This is a genomic window from Photobacterium gaetbulicola (assembly GCF_003025515.1).
Lineage (GTDB): Bacteria > Pseudomonadota > Gammaproteobacteria > Enterobacterales > Vibrionaceae > Photobacterium > Photobacterium gaetbulicola.
In genome coordinates, this window is sequence record NZ_PYME01000007.1 from 73,644 (window position 1) to 95,817 (window position 22,174).

The window sequence follows — 22,174 nt, forward strand, 5'->3', positions numbered from 1 at the left end:
ATCTTTATCATTTTTGTTGAATTACTCCTATTTGAGGAAAACATGTCTACGAAACTAGCTAACCCAGCACCACTAGGTCTTATGGGCTTTGGTATGACTACCATCCTTCTGAACATCCACAATGCGGGCTTCTTCCCAATTGATTCGATGATCCTAGCTATGGGTATTTTTTACGGTGGCTTGAGCCAGGTTATCGTAGGCATGATGTGCTTCAAGCGTGGTGACACGTTTGGTACGACTGCATTTACTTCTTACGGTCTGTTCTGGCTGACGCTTGTTGGTCTAATCGTAATGCCTTACATGGGTCTGCCTGCAAGCCCTGCAAGCTTCATGGGTTGGTACCTACTACTATGGGGTATCTTCACCGGCTTCATGTTCATTGGTTCGCTATGCTACCCTCGCGCCAAGCAGTTCGTATTCGGCTCTCTAACTGTACTGTTCTTCCTATTGGCAGCGCGTGACTTCACTGGCAGCGCACTAATCGGCACTATCGCTGGATTCGAAGGCATCATCTGTGGTGCAAGTGCTATCTACTTTGCAATGGCACAAGTACTTAACAACGAGTACGGTCGTACCATCCTGCCTGTAGGCGAACTGAAGAAAGCAAAAGCATTTAAAGCGGCTGCTTAATTAAAGCCCATCGCTGATTGTTTACTATAACCCGCCTTAATGGCGGGTTTTTTTATTCTTGTTCAGCCAGTTCGCGGGAATGGGTATAAGCTTATTTCATCGTTTGAGATCGTGAAAGGACAAGACAATGGCACAACGTTATGCAGCCCTGATGGGGGCGCTGGTGGCCGATGCTGCCAGTATGGGGACCCATTGGATCTATTCCCCGGAGCGTATCCGGACCCTCCAATCTCTTCCGCATTTTCCTTTTATCGAACCGGATGCCCATCATTATGAAGGGGTAGAAGGTTACTATGCCCATGACAAGCTCACGGCAGGGGAGCTGACCATTTATGGTGAATGGCTAGCCCTGTATATTCGGCTGCTCAGTGAACCCGATGTCGAGACTCATCGTTTGCAGCAGGAAATCTTGGATTACTTCGGCCCCGGCGGCGAGTTCATCGGCTATGTCGATAGTCCGACCAAAGCCTTGCTGCTGTCTCTGTTTTCCCTGTTACCAGAAGATTGGCCGGAAGACTCTGGCTGTGATGACGACCAGACCCCTGCCTTGTGTGCGGTACCGGCATTGGTGGCGCTGAAAATGCCTTCGGAGAAACTGGAAAGCGAAATTGACCGTATTGTCGGGGTGACTCATCAAAATGAATTGGCATTAGCTTGCGCCAAGGCGTTTGCCAGCGCTCTCAACGAAGCCTTGCGCTCACGTCGCATGGAGCCGGTGCTTAATGTGCTGAAGGTCAAATGCCCTGAGTTGGTACAGGAGAAAATCGAGCAGGTCAGGGTGCTCAGTGGTGATGTTAATGATCTTTCCCATGTGCTGTCGATTGCAAATAGTGCCTGCCACCTTGCCGATAGCCTACCGATGGCGGCATGGATCCTACAGAACAGCTCAAGCTATACCGAGGCGATACTCACCAATATTGCGGTAGGTGGTGACAGCTGCGGCCGGGGAATAGTGGTCGGGGCGATCGCCGGGGCCTGCTATGGTTTTGGTGATACCCGGGGGATCCCTATTTCGTGGATCACCACCTTGCAGTGCGGCGAGGCGCTGGCGGAAGACATTGAGCAGCTGCTGCACAATGCGGGTGGGGCATTCTAAGCAATGGCCCTGCAGGCGACGGGCATAAAAAAAGCTACCCGAGTGGGTAGCTTTTCTATTACTTACTGGGCAATTAGCAAATTACTTTGATTGCCAGGCCACCCTGTGAGGTTTCACGGTATTTTGCGTTCATGTCTTTACCGGTTTCAAGCATCGTCTCGATAACTTTGTCCAGTGATACGCGAGGCTCAGAAGAGCGGCGAAGTGCCATACGTGAAGCATTGATAGCTTTAACCGCTGCGATACCGTTACGTTCGATGCAAGGAACCTGTACCTGGCCAGCAACAGGGTCACAGGTTAGGCCCAGGTTGTGTTCCATCGCGATTTCAGCAGCCATACATACTTGCTCAGGGCTACCGCCCATAAGCTCAGCAAGGCCAGCCGCTGCCATTGAACATGCCACACCAACTTCACCCTGACAGCCAACTTCCGCACCAGAGATAGACGCGTTACGCTTGTAAAGGCCGCCGATAGCGCCAGAAGCGGCGAAGTAACGGGTGTACTCTTTCGGGCCAACTGGCTGGATGAACTTGTCGTAGTAAGCCAGAACCGCAGGAATGATACCGCAAGCACCGTTAGTTGGTGCGGTAACCACACGGCCACCGGCTGCGTTCTCTTCGTTCACCGCGAAAGCGTACATGTTAACCCAGTCAACAACGGTCATTGGGTCGTTGCTCAGCTTTTCGGTTGTCATTAGCTGCTGGCGCAGAGCCGCTGCACGGCGAGGAACGCGTAGAGGACCCGGAAGGATACCTTCTTCGCTCATGCCACGCTCCATACATTCGCGCATGGTACGCCAGATGTTGGCAAAGTAAGTGCTGATTTCGTCTTCCGCGTTCATTGCGCGTTCGTTAGACATAACCAGTGAGCTTACTGACAGGCCGTTTTCCTTACACTGGTTTACTAGCTCTTCTGCGGTAGTAAACATGTAAGGCACTTTTACCGATGATTCGCTTGATTTGCCGAAGTTCTCTTCGTCAACGATGAAACCACCACCGATAGAGTAGTAAGTCTTGGCGTATGCTTCTTCCTCGCCGATGAAAGCGTGAATAGTCATACCGTTTTCGTGAAGAGGAAGGTTAGTAGTATGGAAGTTCATACCGCCTTCACGAGGGAAATCGACAGTGTGGCAGTGCATGCCAACTGGTAGGCGCTCTGTTTCTTCAACGCGGGCGATAAAGCCAGGGATGCTGTCGATGTCAACATGCTCAGGGCTGTTACCAGCCAGGCCCATAATAATTGCGATATCAGTGTGGTGACCTTTACCGGTTAGAGAAAGCGAACCGTAAACATCCACGGTAATTTTAGTCACGTCACGAAGCTTGCCCATGGCACGCAGGTCATCGATGAACTCTTTACCTGCTTTCATTGGGCCGACAGTGTGCGAACTGGAAGGACCCACACCGATTTTATAGATATCAAAAACACTGATCATTGCTAATACCTCAGTCAGGGTAACTATCTAGTTACCGTGAGACTGTATAGTTTTTATCATTCTCGCCCCTTCCTTGGCGAGATAATCAAAACAAAAGAGCAGGGGCAAACGCGTCCTGCTCTTTAGTGGCTCTATTTTACGGAATTTGAGTCAGAAGACTATGCGTAGTAGCACATTTTCTTACAAATTCACTTAGCGCTGGTGAATTATCACTAAGTCAGTGATAAATCGCCTTATAGTGCACCGTAGATTACAGAAGTAATCGCGGCAATACCACATAGTGCTGTGAAAATCTGAGCAGGAGCTGAAGTTTTGTACTTAGCCATTGCTGGTACTTTCTGCATTGCAAAGATTGGCATGATGAATAGGATAGCGGCAATCATTGGTGCGCCCATTGTTTCAATCATACCTAGGATGCTTGGGTTTACGACTGCAACAACCCAAGTTGTTACTACGATGAATGCTAGAGAGATTTTCTCGATCTTGCTCTTTGGCATGTCAGAGCGAGACTTAACCAGACCTACTAGACCTTCGTGGGCACCTAGGAAGTGGCCGAAGTAGCTAGAAGTAATCGCAGCGAAAGCAACCATAGGGCCCATCAGGGAAATCATTGGAGACTCGTGGATGTTTGCTAGGTAAGACAGTACAGAAATGTTTTGTGCTTGTGCATCAGCTAGCTGCTCTGGAGATAGAGACAGTACTACAGAGAATACAAAGAACATTACAAAGCCCATCAGCATCATTGCTGCGCCACCAGTGATCATGTCAGTTTTCTGTACTGCGTTTTCACCGTATACACGACGCTGCTCTTTAGAGAACTGAGAGATAATTGGGCTGTGGTTGAACGAGAATACGATGATTGGGATTGCTAGCCAGATAACAGAAGGCATTGCGCTCCAGTCTGGGCTTACAGACATCATTGAGCCGTTCCAATCTGGGATCAGGTACACAGAAAGTGCTAGTAGAACGAATACTAGAGGGTAAACCATTGCTGAAGTTGCTTTCAGCATCAGTTCTTTACCGAATACTACACCTGCAGTCATCGCCATGATCAGGCCACCAGACAGGATCCAGCGTGGAAGTGATTCCATGCCTAGCTGGTTAACCATGAAAGAGTCAACAGTATTGGTAATACCTACACCGTAGATAAGAACGATTGGGTAGATGGCGAAGAAGTAAGCAAAAGTGATGATGTTTGCGCCAGCTTTACCGAAGTGTTCTTCAACAGTATCAGTAATATCTGCTTCTGGGTTTTTAGCAGAAAGAACGAAACGAGCCAAGCTCTTGTGAGCAAACCAAGTCATTGGAAGAGCAAGCAGGGCTAGAATAACAAGAGGCCAGAAACCGCCAGCACCCGCTTTGATAGGCAGGAACAATACGCCCGCGCCAACAGCAGTACCGAATAGAGATAGTGCCCATGTTACGTCTTTATACGTCCATCCTGCTTTTGCAGCACTAGTTGCTACGGTGCTTGTAGATGTTTGCATGATTATATATCCAAAGTTAATTACGGAACGGAAATTAGGAACGGGGCGCATTTTCGTGATTTATTGCAGGAAAACCTTGATCGAGATCTCGTTATGTAACGGGGCGAAATTGCAATACAATTTAGTGTGACATGGATCACGCTAAAGTCTGAGGTAATATTAGGGAAATTATCGTGTCAGATTAGTTTTGCTCATACCACAGCTGATCAGAGAGCACTTTGAGCATTTGGGCGGTGGCACCCCAGATTGAATATTTGCTGAATGGAACTGAATAAATATTGTGTGTTTTCCCTTTAAGGGTAACTTTTTGTATCCGTATATTCATCGGGTTTAATACGTGTTCGATTGGGGCTTCGAACAATTCATCAACCTCGTTTGGATCCAGCTCTGGCCTGTAATCCGGCGAGATCACCGACAAGTACGGGGTGACGATATACCCACTGATAGTAGGCAAGCTTGGCAGCTGTCCAATAATGCTATCACGGTTGCATAAAATACCAGTCTCTTCATGGGTTTCACGCAGTGCGGTATCAATTAAATCAATATCTTGAGGCTCAAATCGGCCGCCGGGAAATGAAACTTGTCCCGGGTGGTGTTTGAGGTGTTGCGCCCGGCGGGTAAAAATCATACTGAATGAGTCGTGGCGGGGAACGAGCGGGATAAGCACAGCGGCAGGTTTGAGCTGATAGCCGTCACGGATGTACTGCCTAACTCGGGTAGTATGGCTCTTATCGTAGCTGGCTTGCGGGGCAAGCAAGAAGCGGGTGATGATCTGTTGCTGGCAATTCATAAACCTTCCGTGGTGCTGCTATGACGGCATACTAATAACTATAGATGTTGAAACAGCAACTTAGCGAATTGATTTCATGAGTTGCGGGTTCGATGCCGCGGATCCGTGCAGCAATGGGTCATAAGATTATAAATAAATCCCAACAATTACAAACCCAAAAACCAACCCAACACGGTGTTGGGCTGGATTTCTGGGGTATATGTCTCCAGAGGCTAGTTTCCCAGCACTGGCAGAATGCGGCTCAGCTTATCCAGTGTTTCTTGGTACTCACTGTCAGCCTGGCTGTCGGCCACAATGCCGCCGCCAGCCCAAACATGGAGTGTCTGCTCGTTGGCAACCAGGGTCCGGATGGTGATGCTGGTATCCATTTGGCCGCAACGGCTGATGTAGCCGATACTGCCGCAATAGGCACTGCGACGATTTGGCTCTAGTTCTTCGATAATTGCCATCGCCCTGACCTTCGGTGCCCCGGTAATGGAACCGCCCGGGAAGCAGGCACGAAGCAGGTCGGTAGCCGTGTACTGCGTATCCAGCTCTGCGGTGACGGTGCTGACTAAATGGTGCACGGCAGGAAAACTCTCAATATCAAACAGCTTTGGTACCTTTACCGTGCCCGGCTTGGCCACCCGACCGATATCGTTTCTCAGCAAATCGACGATCATCAGGTTTTCTGAGCGGTCTTTCTCTGTCGTACGCAACTCTTCAGCCAGAGCAGCATCACGGGCGGCGTCGGTATCTCGAGGTCGGGTACCTTTGATGGGTTTGGTCTCAACCTCACCATGGCGATGCTGCAGAAACCTCTCCGGTGATAGCGAGAGAATCGCACTGTCTCCAGTGCGGAGAAAGGCGGAAAATGGGGCGCCATTGCGCTCTTCCAGTAATCGGTATGCCTGCCATTCGTCACCTTGGTAATCAGCTGAAAAGCGTTGGGTCAGGTTGATTTGGTAACAGTCACCCGATAGCAGATACTGCTGGATACGATCGAACTTACTGCGATATTCGTCTATATCCATATTCGCCTGCCACGGCGATGTTAATGAAAAGAGCGGCGGGTGTTGCGAATTAGTAGCCGGGGCCGCGATCTGTGCCTTTTTATGGTGCTGTTGCAGCCATTGCTTGCGATCGCCGCCTGATGGGGACACCAAATACAGCTGCTCGGTGTGGTGATCGGCGAGCAACGCCCAGTCGTAAATTCCCACCGCCATGTCGGCAGTGGCAATATCGTGCTTGGCGGTGTTGGCCACTTTTTCGATCCTGCGTCCCAGATCGTAGCTGAACAAACCGACAGCACCGCCGATAAAAGGCACATCTTTCAGAGGGGTTGTTGACGGAAGCAGCTGTTGCTGTACCGACTTGATCAGTGCGAACGGATCATCGTTGCTCGACTTTTCATCACCATTTGAAAATTTAATATGAGTTGTTTCACCATATGTCTCTAAAGTGGCTAAAGGATCAGCAACTAAAATGTCGAATCGATTATCTGGATGATCCGAAGCTGCGGAGCGTAATATCATAGCCCAAGGCAGACCCGCAAACGATTCAAACCACGTTAGCGAGGCGTCTTTGTGGTAGTCGAGTTGTTCAATACTCAGTTCTGGATGTGATTTACAAATCATTTTCTTTTTTGTGACAGGTGTACGTTTGGCGCATGGCGCGAAATTATCCGCAAGAGTATCATAAACACAGAATTTAATCCGACGCCCAAGGACGTCCTGAAGGCATTATTTTTAGCAGGTAGCAACGAAATAGGCTGGATGGAGAAACGCCATGAGGATCATGGCCGCGTGGTTGCATTTTTTCTACAGAGAATGTGAATCACACCCTACACTGGAAGCAAAAAAATCGGGCGCCAGGGAATGATAAAAAATCAACGAGGGCAGATATGACCGTCATCCGGAAACAAGATGTAATTAGTAGTGTGGCTGATGCGCTACAGTACATTTCTTACTACCACCCGCTCGACTTTGTTCAAGCTTTGGAAAAAGCCTACCACAAAGAGCAGAGCCAAGCTGCGAAAGATGCGATTGCTCAGATCCTGATCAACTCGCGTATGTCAGCTGAAGGTCGCCGCCCAATCTGTCAGGATACCGGCATCGTGACCTGTTTCGTTAAAATCGGTATGAACGTGCAGTGGGACAGTGATCTGACCGTGCAGGAAATGATCGATGAAGGCGTACGTCAGGCTTACACCAACCCGGATAATCCGCTACGAGCCTCTGTCGTAGCTGATCCTGCGGGCAGCCGCAAGAATACCAAAGACAATGCCCCTGCCGTTGTCCATATCGACATGGTACCGGGCGACAAAGTTGAAATCCAGGTAGCGGCCAAAGGCGGCGGCTCTGAGAACAAAACCAAAATGGTGATGCTCAACCCATCCGACGATGTGGCTGAGTGGGTCGAGAAAACCGTGCCATTGATGGGCGCGGGCTGGTGTCCTCCGGGCATGCTGGGTATTGGTATTGGCGGCACCGCCGAGAAAGCGGCAGTGTTGGCGAAAGAATCCTTGATGGAGTCTGTTGATATCCATGAGTTGCAGGCGCGCGGTGCGCAAAATGCCGAAGAAGAATTGCGTCTTGATATCTACAATCGGGTGAATAAGCTCGGTATTGGTGCCCAGGGCCTTGGCGGTCTGACAACGGTACTGGATGTCAAAATCAAAACGGCACCGACACACGCAGCGTCTAAGCCGGTTTGCATGATCCCGAACTGTGCAGCGACCCGCCACGTTCACTTTACCCTGGACGGTTCAGGCCCGGCAGATCTAAAGCCGCCGAAGCTTGAGGATTGGCCGGAAGTGACCTGGGAAGTCGGTGACAATGTCCGCCGCGTTAACCTTGATGAAGTGACCAAGGCTGATGTCCAAGAGTGGCGTTCTGGCGAGACCCTATTGCTGTCAGGCAAGATTTTGACTGGCCGCGATGCCGCGCACAAGCGCATTCAGGACATGCTGGCGAAAGGTGAAGATTTCCCGGTTGATTTCACTAACCGCTTCATTTACTACGTCGGCCCTGTCGATGCAGTGGGCGATGAGGTTGTTGGCCCTGCTGGCCCAACGACGTCTACGCGTATGGACAAGTTCACCGACATGATGCTCGAGCAAGCCGGCCTGACCGGTATGATCGGCAAGGCAGAACGTGGTCCGGCAGCGATTGAGTCAATCAAACAGCACAAAGCGGTGTACTTGATGGCAGTCGGCGGAGCCGCCTACTTGGTTGCCAAAGCCATCAAAAAAGCGCGTGTGGTGGCGTTCGAAGACTTGGGCATGGAGGCAATCTATGAGTTTGAAGTCGAAGATATGCCAGTTACGGTTGCCGTTGATGCCGAAGGGGTGAATGCCCACCAAACGGGGCCAGATACCTGGAAAGTGAAAATTGCTGAGCTTGAAGGCTAAGCATTCTGGTTATTAACCGTCAAAAAGGAGCCATATGGCTCCTTTTTTTATTGCTAAAAGCCAGGCCGGAACACGCGGCTATTGAGCGATGTGAAAATAGCTAAATCTACCTCAAAAAATCACCTTATCATTTCACGCATTTAGCGGGGTGGCGATTTCTTTATCTGATAATTACTGACTTCTGCTGATTTCTCGTTGTTGCCTATCGTTGTTATATCTGAGCTTTGATAACGTCATTGTCTTACTTAATAACCTGTTTTTTGTTGGTTTTTTGTTATTGGTTTCATTAATGCAGCAATAAATGAACTATAGTATTAACAAGCGTTTTAGTGTCACATCTTCGCGCCACGTGCGCTTGGTAGCTGAAATAAATACAACAAAAATTAAGAATTACAGAGGATTTTATGGGACGCGTGTTGTGGGCCCCGGCCTTGTTAGCATTGTTGGTGCAAGGTTGCGGGGATAAAGAAGTCACCATTCCTGAGCCCGATTCCAGGCCTGTCAAGTTAGAAGCCGTATCGGTAGGCAGTAGCGAAAGTTATCGAACATTTCCAGCTGTTGTTGAGGCTGGTGATAAAGCAGTCTTGGCTTTTCGGGTGTCTGGACAGCTTGACAAGGTCAATGGCAAGCCCGGTGATATCGTCAAGCGAGGGCAGGTTCTCGCCCACCTCAATACTGATGAACTCAGCCTGTTGCTTGAGCAGGCAAAGGCCGACTATGAGCTGGCTTTTGTGCAGTACAAGCGAGATAAAGAGCTGCTCAAAACCAAGGTGGTATCAGAGCTGGATTTCGACCGTTCGGAGGCTGAACTCAACCAAGCCAAAGCGGATTTGGACAAAGCTCAGGCAAATCTCAATTATGCCAGCTTGGTTGCGCCTTACGATGGCACACTGTCTTTGTCGTTGGTCGAAAACTATGAATACGTCGCGGCCAAGCAGCCCGTTATGCATATTCAAAGTGCTGGTTTGATCAATGTGACCTTTCAGTTACCGGATCAGCTGTTTGCTCGTTTCCAGCATCGCAACGATTTTGATCGGGAGCCAACGGTTACCTTCGATACCATCCCTAACCAGACCTTCTCCGCCGAGTTCAAGGAAATCGATACCGAGGCCGATGCAAAAACGTCGAGTTACAAAGTGACGCTCTTTATGGAACGCCCTGAAGGGTTCAATTTGCTTCCCGGTATGGCTGGGCATGTACGTGTGGCGATCCCTCAGAGCTCCAGCGGTTCCATTCCATCTCGTGCCATCTTAACCGAAGGGGACACCACCTTTGTCTGGCGGGTTGACGAGCAAGGCATAGTCAGCAAGGTATCCGTTCAGCTCGATGATAAACGCAGAGTCGTGAATGGGTTGAACGATGGAGACCTGATAGCCACCTCCGGAGTTCAGGAGTTGCAAGAGGGCCAGAGGGTGCGCGAATGGATAAAAGAGCGGGGACTGTAGGATGAATAAATTAACCCTAATTCCCTTGGTGCTTGGGGGAGTGACTTTCCTGTACGGGTGTGATAAAGCGCCTGTCGAGCCACGTTCCATCGTTGCCCCCGTATCGGTGGTTGAAGTGAAAATCGCACAATCAGCGCCACAGCTGACTTTTCCTGCGGTTGCCGCAGCAGCCGATAAGTCAAGTTTGTCATTTCGGGTACAGGGCGAAGTCATCCACATTGCCGTGCGCCCTGGCGATCAAGTCAAGAAAGGACAACTACTTGCCCGTCTCGATCCAACCGATTACAAGCTGGAAGTCGATGACGCCCAGGCCAAGTACAACGTTACCGATAGTCAGTACCGCCGTTCGGCGAAGTTGGTCAAACAGGGCTTCCTGCCCCAGTCGCAGTTTGATGAGCTGAAAGCGCAGCGCCGGATTGCCAAGGCCCGCCTCGATTTGGCCAAGCTCAACCTGACGTTCACGGAACTCAAGGCCCCGTTTTCGGGGGTGATCTCAAGGGTGCCAGTTGAGCAGTTCGAGAATGTTCAGGTTGGTCAGCTGGTGATGAACCTGCACCTGGCGGATCAGGTAGACATCCTTATCCAAGCTCCGGATATGATCTATTCCCAAAGTACGGCGGTTGAATTGGAGGAATCCAAACCGGGGGCGAGGGTGTTGCTAGAGGGCGGTGCTGAATACCGGGCTTTCCTCAAGGAATTCACCACCGAACCTGATCCTGATTTGGGGTCATTTTTAGTCACTCTCACCATGCCCATGCCCGAGGATCGCTTTATCCTCGATGGTATGGCGGTAGAAGTGAGAGCCGATGCCCAGAAGCTTAAGGTCTATCGGCGGGATGAATCGGTGATCCCGCTCGAGGCCATCATTAACGAAGATGGTGATGATCTTGCCATGGAGAACAAGTTTGTTTGGGTCGTTAACGATGACAGCACGGTGACCAAGCGCAGGGTGGTCACCGATAAGGTGGTGCCAGAAGGAATTCGATTACTTGAGGGGTTGGAAGCGGGCGAGCATATCGTGGTTGAAGGGGCAAATAGATTACGCGAAGGCCAGTCGGTCACCATCGTCGATAAGGAGGCAGGCTGATTATGAAGCAGGATATTGCAAGCTATTTCATTCGCAACAAAGTGATCAGTTGGATGTTGACCCTGATCTTTTTGATCGGCGGTACCATGGCCTTCTTCGGCTTGGGGCGTCTTGAAGATCCGGCGTTCACAATCAAAGATGCCATGGTGATCACCGCATATCCCGGTGCGACACCTCTGCAAGTTGAAGAGGAAGTGACTTATCCGATAGAGAAGGCGATCCAGCAGCTGATCTATGTTGATGAGGTGAACTCGGTCTCTAGCCGTGGGCTGTCTCAGATCACCGTCACCATGAAGAACAACTACGGCCCCGATGATCTGCCGCAAATTTGGGATGAAATGCGGCGCAAGGTCAATGATCTCAAGCCGTCGTTGCCGCCGGGGGTGCATGAGCCTTCGGTTGTCGACGATTTTGGTGATGTGTTCGGGATGTTGCTGGCGATAACCGGTAAGGGGTACAGCTACAAGGAGCTCAGCGACTATGTGGATTATCTGCGCCGTGAAATCGAGCTTGTCGACGGCGTCGGAAAAGTATCGGTGACGGGGACCCAGCAAGAGCAGGTGTTTATCGAAATCTCGATGCAACGCCTGAGCAGCTTGGGGATCTCGCCGCAGACCATCTATAGCACGCTCGAAACCCAGAACCTGGTCACCAGTGCCGGTGCCGTCCGCATCGGCAATGAGTATATCCGCGTCCACCCGACCGGTGAGTTCCAGAGCGTTGATGAGCTAGGCGACTTGATCATCACCGAGAGCGGGGCAGAAGGGCTTATCTACCTGAAGGATGTGGCTGACATTAAGCGTGATTTCCAAGAAGTGCCGAGTAATTTGATCAGCTACAACGGCAGGCAAGCGCTGCATGTTGGGATCTCGGCAGTTGAAGGTGTCAACGTTGTCGAGGTTGGCAAGCGTGTGGAAACGCGGCTTCGAGAGCTTAAAGAGCAGCAACCCGTCGGTATCGACATCGGGGTGGTGTATAGCCAGCCGACCGAGGTCGACAAATCGGTCAGTGGGTTTGTGATCAGCCTGGGCCAGGCAGTGGCAATTGTTATTATTGTCCTGCTGTTTTTCATGGGGCTGCGATCCGGCCTGTTGATTGGTTTGATCCTGCTGCTTACTGTGTTGGGCACCTTTGTCTTCATGAGCTGGCTGGCGATCGACTTGCAGCGGATTTCTCTTGGGGCGCTGGTTATCGCACTGGGTATGTTGGTGGATAATGCGATAGTGGTGGTTGAAGGGGTGCTGATCGGGATGCAGAAGGGCCGGACCCGGATGCAGGCGGCCTCTGACATTGTGACCCAAACCAAGTGGCCATTGTTGGGGGCGACGGTGATTGCGGTTATGGCATTCGCGCCGATAGGCCTGTCGCAGGACTCGACCGGCGAGTATTGTCGGACGCTGTTTACCGTGCTGCTGATCTCCTTGATGCTCAGCTGGTTTACTGCTATCTCCTTGACGCCGTTCTTCAGTGACTTGTTCTTCAAGAGTGTCAAAACCGGTAGCCAGGATCCGGATGCGGACCCTTATGCCGGCAAGATTTTTGTTTGGTACAAGACATTCCTTGAGTTCTGCATGCGCCGTGCCTGGATGACAGTGATTGTGCTGGTGGTTATGCTGGGGGCCAGCTTGTATGGCTTTACCCTACTCAAGCAGTCCTTCTTCCCGTCGTCGACGACACCGATGTTTATGGTTGATATCTGGCTGCCGGAAGGGACGGACATCCGGGCAACTAATGCGACCTTGAAAGAGCTGGAAGGTATCGTGAGGCAGGACGAGCGGGTCGAGTATGTCAATACCAGTGCCGGCAAGGGCTCGCAGCGCTTCATGCTGACCTATTCGCCGGAGAAGAGTTATTCCTCCTATGGCGAATTGATTATCCGGGTTAACAGTTTCGAGGATGTGATGCCGGTCATGGGCAAGCTCGGTGAGGTGCTGGACACGCGCCACCCCGAGCTGGAATACAAGCTCAAGCAGATCATGCTTGGTCCATCATCAGGATCGAAAATCGAAGCCCGTTTGGTTGGTCCGGATCCGACAGTGCTGCGGACGTTGGCCAAGCAGGTGGTGGATATCATGAATGCCGATCCGGGGGCGTTCAATATCCGCCATGACTGGCGTGAGCGTAATAAGGTGATCGAGCCTGTGTTCAACGAGAGTCAGGCCCGCCGTTACGGCATCACCAAAAAAGATGTCGACGATCTGTTGCAGATGTCCTTCTCCGGCCTGACTGTCGGGATATATCGTGACGGAACCAACTTGATGCCCATCGTCGCCCGCTTGCCAGAACAGGAGCGCGTGGATGTCAGTACGATTGAAGGGATGAAAATCTGGAGTCCGGCAACGCAAGGCTATATTCCGTTGCAGCAGGTGATCAATGGCGTCAATATGATTTGGGAAGACCCGTTGATTGCGAGAAAAGATCGCAAGCGGATGCTAACTGTGATGGCCGATCCGGATCCGTTGGGTGATGAAACGGCGGCGACGGTGCAGGCGCGGATCCAGCCCCTTATCGAAGGGCTGGACTACCCGCCGGGCTATTCGCTGGAATGGGGGGGAGAATATGAGTCTTCGGCTGATGCCAAAGCCTCGCTGTTCCAGACCATGCCGATGGGATACTTGGTAATGTTCCTCATTACTATTTTCCTGTTCAACAAAGTGAAAGAAGCCTTGATTGTCTGGGCGACAGTCCCACTGGCGGTGATTGGTGTGACCACCGGGCTGCTTTTGCTCGATACGCCGTTTGGCTTTATGGCTCTGCTTGGTTTTCTCAGCCTGTCGGGGATGTTGGTGAAGAACGGTATTGTCCTGCTGGATCAGATCGAGATCGAAATTGCCAGTGGCAAGGAGAAGTACCGGGCGGTGGTTGATGCGGCGGTGAGTCGTGTCAGGCCGGTGTGTATGGCGGCAATTACCACCGTTTTGGGGATGGTGCCTTTGCTGCCGGATGTGTTCTTCAAGCCGATGGCGGTGACCATTATGTTCGGGTTAGGCTTTGCAACTGTACTGACCCTCATTGTGGTGCCTGTACTGTATCGCTTGTTCCACCATGTCGCACTGCCAGGCAGCAGCTCTGTGGCACCGGAGCCTGTGCACAGCTAATCTTTGCTGAATAATCGCTAAGAAAAACAAAAGGGGCGCAATATGCGCCCCTTTTTTGTTCTGATGAAAGTCAATGACTGATTAAGCCGTTACTTTCCAAGTCATCTCTTCGCCAGCACGGATGGGTACCACAACATCGTTACCAAACGCCATGGTTTCAGGCACAGCCCAGTTTTCTTTGGTTAGGGTAATGGTATCTGCGTTGCGTGGCAGACCGTAGAAGTCGGGACCGTTGAAGCTTGCGAATGCTTCTAGCTTATCCAGTGCACCTGCTTGCTCGAATACCTCCGCGTAAAGTTCGATGGCTGCGTGTGCGGTGTATGAGCCGGCACAACCGCAAGCGGACTCTTTACGCCCTTGGGCGTGCGGAGCTGAGTCGGTACCCAGGAAGAACTTCGGGCTACCGCTGGTTGCTGCTGCCACCAACGCCTGCTGGTGGGTGTTACGCTTGAGGATTGGCAGGCAGTAGAAGTGTGGGCGGATCCCGCCAACCAGCATGTGGTTGCGGTTGAACATCAGGTGGTGTGCCGTGATGGTTGCGGCCACATTAGGGCCGGCGTTGCTGACAAACTCGACGGCATCTTTGGTGGTGATGTGCTCGACCACGATTTTCAGGTTTGGCATTTTCTCGACGATAGGGCCCAGTACGGTGTCGAGGAATTGTTTCTCGCGATCGAAGATATCTACTTCGTGGGTTGTTACCTCACCGTGGATCAGAAGCAGCATCCCTTCTTCCTGCATCGCTTCCAGCGTCGGGATCAACTTGTCGATAGACGTCACTCCCGAGTCGGAATTGGTGGTTGCACCTGCAGGGTAAAGTTTGGCGGCAAAGATATGGCCAGTGGCTTTAGCTTTGCGAATTTCGTCAGGGGTGGTGTTGTCGGTCAGGTAGAGGGTCATAAGAGGAGAGAAATTGCCTTGAGGCTTTTCGGCAAGGATACGGTCGCGGTAGGCCAGTGCAGCTTCTGTATCGGTGACCGGTGGGATCAAGTTCGGCATGATGATAGCTCGACCCATGTAGCGGCTGATATCGCGAACGGTATCTGTCAACACATCACCATCGCGCAAATGGGTGTGCCAGTCATCAGGACGTGTGATCGTAATAGTCGTCATTGTTGCTTCCCTCCCAAAAAAAATCGACCGATTCTAAAACCTCCGCCAGAGCTTGTAAAGCGGGTTGTTCAAACTATTGAATTAATTGATGCCGTTCGTGGCAAACGATTGCTTCTGGGGCGAGTTTTTGCCTCTTTGAAAGGGAGCGGATTAAAAAGCCAGCCGCAGGGGCTGGCTAACAATAGATTAGCTGCAAGGTAGGCGTCGCAATAAGGTATCCATCACAGTGTGAACCGGTGGACCAGATCGTTCTGCTGATGAGCGAGCCTATCGAGCTTGCCGCTGGCTTCGGCCACTTCCTCCATCGCGCTATAGTTGGAGTCTGCAATATGGCTGATATCTTCCAGCGAGCGGGCGATAGAGCCCGTGGTGCTGCGCTGCTCTTCCGCCGCCTGCGCAATTTGGGTGCTCATCTGGCTGATTTCAAGAATAATGGCTTGGATTTCTTCCATCGCACTGTTGGCCTCTGAAGCCTGGGTAATACTGTTTTCCATTTCGCTGACACAGCTCTGCATGACGTCAACAGCCTGCCCCGAGCTGGATTGCAGGCGCTGGATCATCTGCTCGATTTCAGACGTCGAGTCGGTGGTTCGCTTGGCCAGTACCCGGACTTCGTCAGCCACCACGGCAAAGCCGCGTCCCTGCTCGCCGGCCCGTGCCGCTTCGATGGCCGCATTGAGTGCGAGCAGGTTGGTCTGGTCGGCAATGTTCCTGATCACATCCAGGATTGAGCCGATATTGCTGCTCATTTCCTGCAACTCCGACACGGCATGGACTGACTTGTCTAAGCGCGTCGACAGTTGGTGTGCCGTATTGATATTGCGGCTCATGACCTCCCGGCCCGTGCTCGATGCTTGCTCGACTTCATGGACTCGTTCCATGGTGCTTTGGGCACTGTGGGACACGTCCGTAACAGACTGCTCCATCTCGGTCATGGCGGTGGCGACAGAGGCCGTTTGCTGGCGTTGCTCGTTGAGCCGGTGCTTCGCTTCGGTGGTGGTCGACTGATTCACTTCGGCGACCGAGGTGAGATCGCTGGAGGCCTGGCTCAGTTTGCCAAGGATTTCCTGCAGGTTATCGGCAAGGGTATTGATGTAGCTGCCCAACTTGCTGAACTCGGCAAACTGGTTGACCTGGCTACGCTTGGTCATGTCTCCCTTGGCTAAGGCTTCAAGCGTAGCCAGGGTTGCGTTCAGGGGTTTGCGGACACTTTGGGCGATATACCAACCAATGAACAGGGCAAACAGGGTTGTCCCGATCCCAAGGATGGTCGCATTGCGGTAGCCCTGGTTGTAGGTGCGGTCGGCGTTGGTGATCGCCGTATTCATTTGGGTCGTCGCCTGGGCGCTGAAGCTAGCAAGCAGTTCCGTTGCCTGATCGATTTCATTAGCGAGGGTGGCGATGTTGTCGTAGAGCCGGTTGCGGGCCTCGATATACTGGAAGTGGGCATCCAAGACCCCGCCGGATTGACCGATATCGACGGTGTACTGGGCAATCGACTTGTCGAAGATTGGCTTGAGCTCCGGCATGATAGCCAGCAGTGAACGATAGGCATTGTTGAGGTGGTTGATGTTTCGCCGGTTGCTTTTGATGGCGTTGTCAATGGTGTTGATATCTTCCGTTGCGAGGGCATCGGAAGTGACGACCTCGGTTTCCTGCAGTTTGACGAAGTAGTTCTTGGCAATCATCTTGAGCGAAATACTCTCTTGATCATCCACATAGTCTTTCATCCTGCTATTGAGGCTGCCATGCAACTGCTGGAAGCGCCGGGTGGACTGTTGACGTTCGGCCTGGGCAAGCAGCTGGGTTCGGTAGTTGTCCATCGCGTTGTGCGCTTCGCGGAAATAACGGTTTTCCAGTGCGATCAGGGCTTCTAGCTGGCCACTCAGCGCCGCATTGTTTTGTGAGGCGCTCGCTAATTGTTCGAAAGCCATCAGAAATTGCTGGTGGGCCAGGCCAAATTGCTCTTCGTAGCCATCCATACGCTCAAGGTTCTGGCTGGTAAGGAAGTCCTTATAGATTTTATCTGCAGCCAGCAGCCTTACGCTGACTTGGTTTGAGAGTGACACCAAAGGCATCGACTGGGTAGTGACGATCTGAAGCTGTTGGTGGATCCGGTTGGTTCCATCAAGCATCATCACCAGGGTGGCAACAAATAGCATTACCATGACGGTGATAGCGGTATACATACGTCGTATGACAGAGGTCTGTTTCGTTGTCTTCATAATATCCCTAAACAATACAAGCAAGCGACAGCAGAACTTACTTATGGCAATGTAATACGAAGTTAGAATTATGGTTTTGGTCTTCGTACAAAATGTGACGGCTCAAATTTTAGTAGCAAAAAAAGCGAACAAAATTGCGTCATTATCGACTCACCCAACCCATAAATTCCGCTTATGGGTCGAGTGCATCATGCCAAATAGTAATTGATTTGGCTTCATACATTCTTTGACGGCTGCATCAAAAAATAACTTTGTTATTCCATGAATTTATTCACCTTATCCGGCGGCGTTGGTGAGCGCTTTCGTGCTATTGGCTTGCGATAATTTGGGGGGATGGGGCAAAAAGAGCTGGAAAAGAGATTAAAAACAATGTTCAATATTGCTCTTATCAACGTAGTCGAGCATACTGCAAGTGTAGATTCGATAACGATAAATGGAGCAAGACATGGCTGAAGAAACCATTTTCAGTAAGATTATTCGCAAGGAAATTCCTGCCGACATTCTTTATCAGGACGATTTGGTGACGGCTTTCCGCGATATTAACCCGCGTGCGCCAAGCCACATCCTGATCATTCCGAATAAGCTGCTGCCGACTGTTAACGATGTGGAAGCTGAGGACGAATTGATGATGGGGCGCTTGTTTACGGTTGCCCGTAAGCTCGCTGAGCAGGAAGGGATTGCTGAAGACGGTTACCGTTTGATCATGAACTGTAACCCGCATGGGGGCCAGGAGGTGTACCACATTCATATGCACCTGTTGGGTGGTCGCCCACTGGGGCCAATGCTTGTTGGTTAGTGTAAGACTCGGCAGGCCAGTTATTGGGTAGTCGAGAGCAAGTGAACTTCTGTTCCAAATTGAAGTCTGAGTGGCGAGTATTTACGGCGTGTTTGCTGATGATAGATGGCACTCAGGCTTTGTTTTAGGATTGGCAAAAGATGTTGAAACATGCCGTCGTAGCGGTGTTGTCGTTTGGGTTGGTTGCATGCGCAAATTTATCCACCCAGAGTTTATTTAGTCACTATAGTGCGGCCAACAGCAAGGCCCATCAGGCAATGCAGCAGGGCTTGTACCAACAGGCAATGGACGTATTGCCTGATGCGCCTGCCGGTGAAATTCTGGATGGCATGGAAAGGGGGCGGGTCGGCTTCGTCGCTGGTCACTACCCGCAGAGCTTCGGTGCACTGCAGGCGGCTGACAGTGCGGTCAAAGAGCAGCAGCGCCAGGCCCGTATTCAGGTGTCGGAAGGGTTCAATCAGGTGGGGTCATTGTTGACCAATGATAATATGATCACCTACCGCCCTGCGGACTACGAGCTGGGCTTTTTACATCTATACCTGGCTCTCAATTACCTCCAACAGCGCAACCTCGAAGGGGCGCTGGTGGAAGTGCGCCGTGCCAACCAAGTGCAGGAAGCGGCAAAGAGGCAGCGGGAGGACGAATTGGCCAAGGCGGCGAAGGAAGCCCGCCGAAAGGGGTTGGATCAAAACCTGGGGGCCGTCTTGGCGCGTTATCCGGATGTGGGAAGTGCGCTGGGCAATATCCAGAACGGCTACCTGTTTTTCCTGTCCGGCGTGCTCTACGAGGCCGATGGTGATCTCAACAGCGCTTATATTGACTACAAACGGGCTTTGGCGGTCGCACCTGATAACCCGTTTGTCGCCGAGACGGTGCTGCGTCTGGCGACACGCATGCGGATGGACAATGACCTGCCTGCGCTACAGGCGCGCTACGGCAAATACCAGCCGCCCTCCGCTAGCACAGGCCGGGTCATCGTGTTTGACGAGCAGGGCGTGGTATCGGCAAGGGATGACTGGCGTTTGCCTATCTGGCTAACGGACAGCCGAGGCGATGGGGTCATATATAATCTGACCCTGCCTTATTATCGCACCCCGTCCAACAACGCTTTTACGCCGCTGCAGCTCAATGGCAAGCCGTTGGTTGATAGTACCGTGGCCGATGTCGATGGCATGGCACGCTACAGCCTTCAGGAAGATCTGCCGATGATTGTACTGCGGCAGGCTTTGCGGGTGGCGGCAAAGAACGAAGTGCGCAAAACCGCGGCCAGAGAAGCCAATGATGTAGGTAATGTATTGACCAATATCTTCAATACGCTTACCGAGCAACCAGATACTCGAAGCTGGCAGACCTTGCCGGCGTCGGTGTCGATCGCCCAGCAAGATGTGGCGGCAGGGCACTATGATTTGGCCTGGAATGGCCATCAGATAGACGTAGATGTCCAGGCGGGAAGAACAACAATGGTGTGGGTATCACGTCAGGGAAATCAGCTGACCGGTTGGTCAGTCTTATTGGGGGGTAACTAATGAGAATTTTACTTGTATTGGGTCTGGTCCTGGGGTTGACCGCGTGTTCTAACACCACCTCTGGGATCAGTATTGAGAGCAGTAACCAAAGCGTGGTGATCGGTAACCCCAACTTGGCCAGCCGACTTTCGATTGAGCAGGCCCATATTTCCGAGGTTAACGGCTTGCTCAAGGCAGGGGTGCCGGTGACCAGCCAGATTGACTCCGATCTGAACTTGCAATACCGCTTTTACTGGTATGACGCTCAAGGACTGGAAGTGAGCGGAAGCGATAGCCCTTGGCGGCAGGTCGTGCTTCATGGCAAAGATACAATGACACTACAAGCCGTTGCCAGAAGCCCTCAGGCGAGGCAATACCGGATTTATATCCGCAAAGCTGATTATTAATTGTGGGATTGGCACTGTAGCGAGTGCTGTTTGACTGATAAAGGTAAAACGATGAAAAAAAGCGTAATCGCATTAATGGGGGTAGCTGCGCTGATGGGCGGGTGTGCTCAGAAGGTAAGCTATGGCGATGCCCAGCAGGCTGAAACAACCACTATTGAATTTGGTTCGACGGACTTGCAGAAGATTGCTGAAGAGATGACTGACAGCATGCTGACATCAGGCTCGGTCGCTTACATTACCGGGAATGGCCAGCGCCCAATCATTGTTGTTGATAGCATCAAGAACAAAACCAGCGAGCATATTGATACCGAGTCGATCACCGATTCGGTCAGCACACGCCTGCTTAACTCGGGTAAGTTCCGTTTTGTCGACATGACCCGTGTGGAAGACGTGCGCAAGCAGCTCAACTTCCAGAATAATGACGAGCTAGTCAACCAGAGTACAGCGATTCAGTTCGGTAAAATGGTCGGGGCTGAGTACATGCTCTACGGTAACCTGTCGAGCATAGTGAAATCCGCCGGCAGCGACAAAGATGTCTACTACAAGATGACCATGCGCCTGATGGATTTGGAGACTGGCCTGATTGAATGGGCTGACGAAACCGAGATCCGTAAGCAGCAATCGAAAAGCCTGCTGGGCTGGTAACTTTTGAATCAGGGTGTTCCGGTACAATGAGTATGGATAGCTTGCGAGCTTTGTTTGAAGCTAGGTTACCGGAATATTGCTTAGTCAGTGCCGAACCTCTCAGTGGCGGTCTCAGCAACCGCTGCTGGGTAGTGGTCATCGAGCACAGACAGAACTCTCTACGACATACCTTGGTATGGCGGCCAACCTCCTCCTCGTCACTTGCTTTTGGTGTCTCCAGGCAGCAGGAGCACAACGTACTCCGTGCCATTTCCTCGTCTTCCCTGCATGAGATTGCGCCATGCCCCTTTGCCTTGTTTCCTGAAGGCTTACTGGTCGAGTGGGTCGCGGGACAAACCGCTCTACAGGCGCTGCCCTGCGAGACCTTAATGGCGACTCTGGTGACCATTCATCAATTGCCGGTGCCAAGCCATCGCCTTGACTGCCGACAACGAACTGCGCACTACTGGCGGAATATCGGCGGGGCTACTGATGACCCTCAGCTGAGACGTATTCATGCGTACTTTCAGGCCCGGCCGATCACGGCGTGGTTTGCCGATACTTGCTGCCACCATGACCTGGGGGGATACAACATCATCACCGCCCCCAACGGCCGATACTCCGTGATTGACTGGGAATATGCCTCCGCCGGTGATCCGTCGCTGGACTTGGCGCTGACGATTGCGGCTAACCAGCTGGATCTTAAGGCCGCCGTTGCCCAGTATTGTCAAAGTCGTGGGATCAAGGATGTCGCCTGTCAGGCCCGCTGGCAGGCGGCAGTCGCCTATTGGCAACCGTGGTGTGACTACATGGCGATGCTCTGGTTCTATGTCGGGGCCCAACTCTTTTCTACTTTACAACAGCCCGATGACGATTATCTTAATCAGGCCCTGGCGTTGAAGGAAAAGCTATGGGGCGGGGGGCAGTTTACTGATTAATAGGCAGTTAATTTTTCCTCTCGACTACAATTGAGGTGGCCCTTTCCCGTTTGTGCGAAATACGTTTTTATCGGTTCTGTATACTGTAGAAATGATCTCTTGGCTGG

Annotated in this window: 17 protein-coding genes; 11 read left to right on the forward strand and 6 right to left on the reverse strand. The window is 51.7% G+C overall.

The window, feature by feature from the left end; genetic code table 11:
* The first annotated feature begins 42 nt into the window (after nt 1-42).
* Both C9J03_RS08100 and C9J03_RS08105 read left to right on the forward strand, forming a co-directional pair.
* Nucleotides 43-630, forward strand: a complete 588-nt coding sequence (locus C9J03_RS08100; protein WP_044622924.1) for an acetate uptake transporter — start codon at nt 43-45, stop codon at nt 628-630.
* A gap of 127 nt (nt 631-757) precedes the next feature.
* Entirely contained in the window at nt 758-1,726 is a 969-nt protein-coding gene (locus C9J03_RS08105; protein WP_044622925.1) for an ADP-ribosylglycohydrolase family protein, read from the forward strand.
* Between the two features lie 73 nt (nt 1,727-1,799).
* On the opposite strand, the gene C9J03_RS08110 is transcribed toward C9J03_RS08105, so the two are convergent.
* The 4 genes from C9J03_RS08110 to pabB form a co-directional block, all read right to left on the reverse strand.
* Nucleotides 1,800-3,161: an L-serine ammonia-lyase gene (locus C9J03_RS08110; protein WP_044622926.1), complete on the reverse strand. Its 1,362-nt coding sequence runs from the start codon at nt 3,159-3,161 to the stop codon at nt 1,800-1,802.
* A 233-nt stretch (nt 3,162-3,394) separates the two neighbouring features.
* A complete protein-coding gene (locus tag C9J03_RS08115) occupies nt 3,395-4,648 on the reverse strand; it encodes an aromatic amino acid transport family protein (protein WP_044622927.1) in 1,254 nt (417 codons plus the stop codon).
* A 181-nt stretch (nt 4,649-4,829) separates the two neighbouring features.
* Complete coding sequence (locus tag C9J03_RS08120) at nt 4,830-5,438, reverse strand: CoA pyrophosphatase (RefSeq protein ID WP_044622928.1); 609 nt, start codon at nt 5,436-5,438, stop codon at nt 4,830-4,832.
* A gap of 212 nt (nt 5,439-5,650) precedes the next feature.
* Nucleotides 5,651-7,054, reverse strand: a complete 1,404-nt coding sequence (pabB, locus tag C9J03_RS08125; RefSeq protein ID WP_044622929.1) for an aminodeoxychorismate synthase component I — start codon at nt 7,052-7,054, stop codon at nt 5,651-5,653.
* Nucleotides 7,055-7,320: 266 nt separating this feature from the next.
* Here pabB and C9J03_RS08130 point away from each other — a divergent pair, with 266 nt between their 5' ends.
* From C9J03_RS08130 to C9J03_RS08145, 4 genes are all read left to right on the forward strand, one after another.
* The gene (locus tag C9J03_RS08130; RefSeq protein WP_044622930.1) at nt 7,321-8,829 is read left to right on the forward strand and encodes a fumarate hydratase; all 1,509 of its coding nucleotides are present in this window, start codon (nt 7,321-7,323) and stop codon (nt 8,827-8,829) included.
* A 404-nt stretch (nt 8,830-9,233) separates the two neighbouring features.
* Nucleotides 9,234-10,274, forward strand: a complete 1,041-nt coding sequence (locus C9J03_RS08135) for an efflux RND transporter periplasmic adaptor subunit (protein WP_044622931.1) — start codon at nt 9,234-9,236, stop codon at nt 10,272-10,274.
* A 1-nt stretch (nt 10,275) separates the two neighbouring features.
* Nucleotides 10,276-11,361 carry an efflux RND transporter periplasmic adaptor subunit gene (locus C9J03_RS08140; RefSeq protein WP_044622932.1) on the forward strand — a complete coding sequence of 362 codons (1,086 nt, stop codon included), beginning with the start codon at nt 10,276-10,278 and terminating at the stop codon, nt 11,359-11,361.
* A 2-nt stretch (nt 11,362-11,363) separates the two neighbouring features.
* Nucleotides 11,364-14,459, forward strand: coding sequence for an efflux RND transporter permease subunit (locus tag C9J03_RS08145; RefSeq protein ID WP_044622933.1), 3,096 nt, complete (start codon nt 11,364-11,366; stop codon nt 14,457-14,459).
* 81 nt (nt 14,460-14,540) lie between these two features.
* Here the strand turns inward: C9J03_RS08145 and pyrC are convergent, their stop codons facing one another.
* Together pyrC and C9J03_RS08155 are read right to left on the reverse strand one after the other, a co-directional pair.
* Nucleotides 14,541-15,572, reverse strand: coding sequence for a dihydroorotase (gene pyrC / locus C9J03_RS08150; protein WP_044622934.1), 1,032 nt, complete (start codon nt 15,570-15,572; stop codon nt 14,541-14,543).
* 221 nt (nt 15,573-15,793) lie between these two features.
* Nucleotides 15,794-17,797 (reverse strand): methyl-accepting chemotaxis protein, encoded by a 2,004-nt coding sequence (locus C9J03_RS08155; RefSeq protein WP_044622935.1) that lies wholly within the window; start codon nt 17,795-17,797, stop codon nt 15,794-15,796.
* A 445-nt stretch (nt 17,798-18,242) separates the two neighbouring features.
* On the opposite strand from C9J03_RS08155, the gene hinT reads away from it, so the two are divergent.
* From hinT to C9J03_RS08180, 5 genes are all read left to right on the forward strand, one after another.
* The gene (gene hinT / locus C9J03_RS08160) at nt 18,243-18,593 is read left to right on the forward strand and encodes a purine nucleoside phosphoramidase (protein ID WP_039458155.1); all 351 of its coding nucleotides are present in this window, start codon (nt 18,243-18,245) and stop codon (nt 18,591-18,593) included.
* A gap of 140 nt (nt 18,594-18,733) precedes the next feature.
* Nucleotides 18,734-20,119 carry a COG3014 family protein gene (locus tag C9J03_RS08165; RefSeq protein WP_044622936.1) on the forward strand — a complete coding sequence of 462 codons (1,386 nt, stop codon included), beginning with the start codon at nt 18,734-18,736 and terminating at the stop codon, nt 20,117-20,119.
* Entirely contained in the window at nt 20,119-20,505 is a 387-nt protein-coding gene (locus C9J03_RS08170; protein ID WP_039458151.1) for a YcfL family putative periplasmic lipoprotein, read from the forward strand. Before C9J03_RS08165 ends, C9J03_RS08170 begins: the two co-directional genes overlap by 1 nt.
* 51 nt (nt 20,506-20,556) lie before the next feature.
* A complete protein-coding gene (gene lpoB / locus C9J03_RS08175; protein ID WP_039458149.1) occupies nt 20,557-21,150 on the forward strand; it encodes a penicillin-binding protein activator LpoB in 594 nt (197 codons plus the stop codon).
* 26 nt (nt 21,151-21,176) lie between these two features.
* Nucleotides 21,177-22,067: a phosphotransferase gene (locus C9J03_RS08180; RefSeq protein WP_231580713.1), complete on the forward strand. Its 891-nt coding sequence runs from the start codon at nt 21,177-21,179 to the stop codon at nt 22,065-22,067.
* Nucleotides 22,068-22,174: the final 107 nt, after the last annotated feature.

Bases quoted from the DNA above. Each gene is read 5' to 3' on its own strand.
- C9J03_RS08100 (WP_044622924.1), top strand. From the start codon at position 43: ATGTCTACGAAACTAGCTAACCCAGCACCACTAGGTCTTATGGGCTTT.
- C9J03_RS08105 (WP_044622925.1), top strand. From the start codon at position 758: ATGGCACAACGTTATGCAGCCCTGATGGGGGCGCTGGTGGCCGATGCT.
- C9J03_RS08110 (WP_044622926.1), bottom strand. From the start codon at position 3,161: ATGATCAGTGTTTTTGATATCTATAAAATCGGTGTGGGTCCTTCCAGT.
- C9J03_RS08115 (WP_044622927.1), bottom strand. From the start codon at position 4,648: ATGCAAACATCTACAAGCACCGTAGCAACTAGTGCTGCAAAAGCAGGA.
- C9J03_RS08120 (WP_044622928.1), bottom strand. From the start codon at position 5,438: ATGAATTGCCAGCAACAGATCATCACCCGCTTCTTGCTTGCCCCGCAA.
- pabB (WP_044622929.1), bottom strand. From the start codon at position 7,054: ATGATTTGTAAATCACATCCAGAACTGAGTATTGAACAACTCGACTAC.
- C9J03_RS08130 (WP_044622930.1), top strand. From the start codon at position 7,321: ATGACCGTCATCCGGAAACAAGATGTAATTAGTAGTGTGGCTGATGCG.
- C9J03_RS08135 (WP_044622931.1), top strand. From the start codon at position 9,234: ATGGGACGCGTGTTGTGGGCCCCGGCCTTGTTAGCATTGTTGGTGCAA.
- C9J03_RS08140 (WP_044622932.1), top strand. From the start codon at position 10,276: ATGAATAAATTAACCCTAATTCCCTTGGTGCTTGGGGGAGTGACTTTC.
- C9J03_RS08145 (WP_044622933.1), top strand. From the start codon at position 11,364: ATGAAGCAGGATATTGCAAGCTATTTCATTCGCAACAAAGTGATCAGT.
- pyrC (WP_044622934.1), bottom strand. From the start codon at position 15,572: ATGACGACTATTACGATCACACGTCCTGATGACTGGCACACCCATTTG.
- C9J03_RS08155 (WP_044622935.1), bottom strand. From the start codon at position 17,797: ATGAAGACAACGAAACAGACCTCTGTCATACGACGTATGTATACCGCT.
- hinT (WP_039458155.1), top strand. From the start codon at position 18,243: ATGGCTGAAGAAACCATTTTCAGTAAGATTATTCGCAAGGAAATTCCT.
- C9J03_RS08165 (WP_044622936.1), top strand. From the start codon at position 18,734: ATGTTGAAACATGCCGTCGTAGCGGTGTTGTCGTTTGGGTTGGTTGCA.
- C9J03_RS08170 (WP_039458151.1), top strand. From the start codon at position 20,119: ATGAGAATTTTACTTGTATTGGGTCTGGTCCTGGGGTTGACCGCGTGT.
- lpoB (WP_039458149.1), top strand. From the start codon at position 20,557: ATGAAAAAAAGCGTAATCGCATTAATGGGGGTAGCTGCGCTGATGGGC.
- C9J03_RS08180 (WP_231580713.1), top strand. From the start codon at position 21,177: ATGAGTATGGATAGCTTGCGAGCTTTGTTTGAAGCTAGGTTACCGGAA.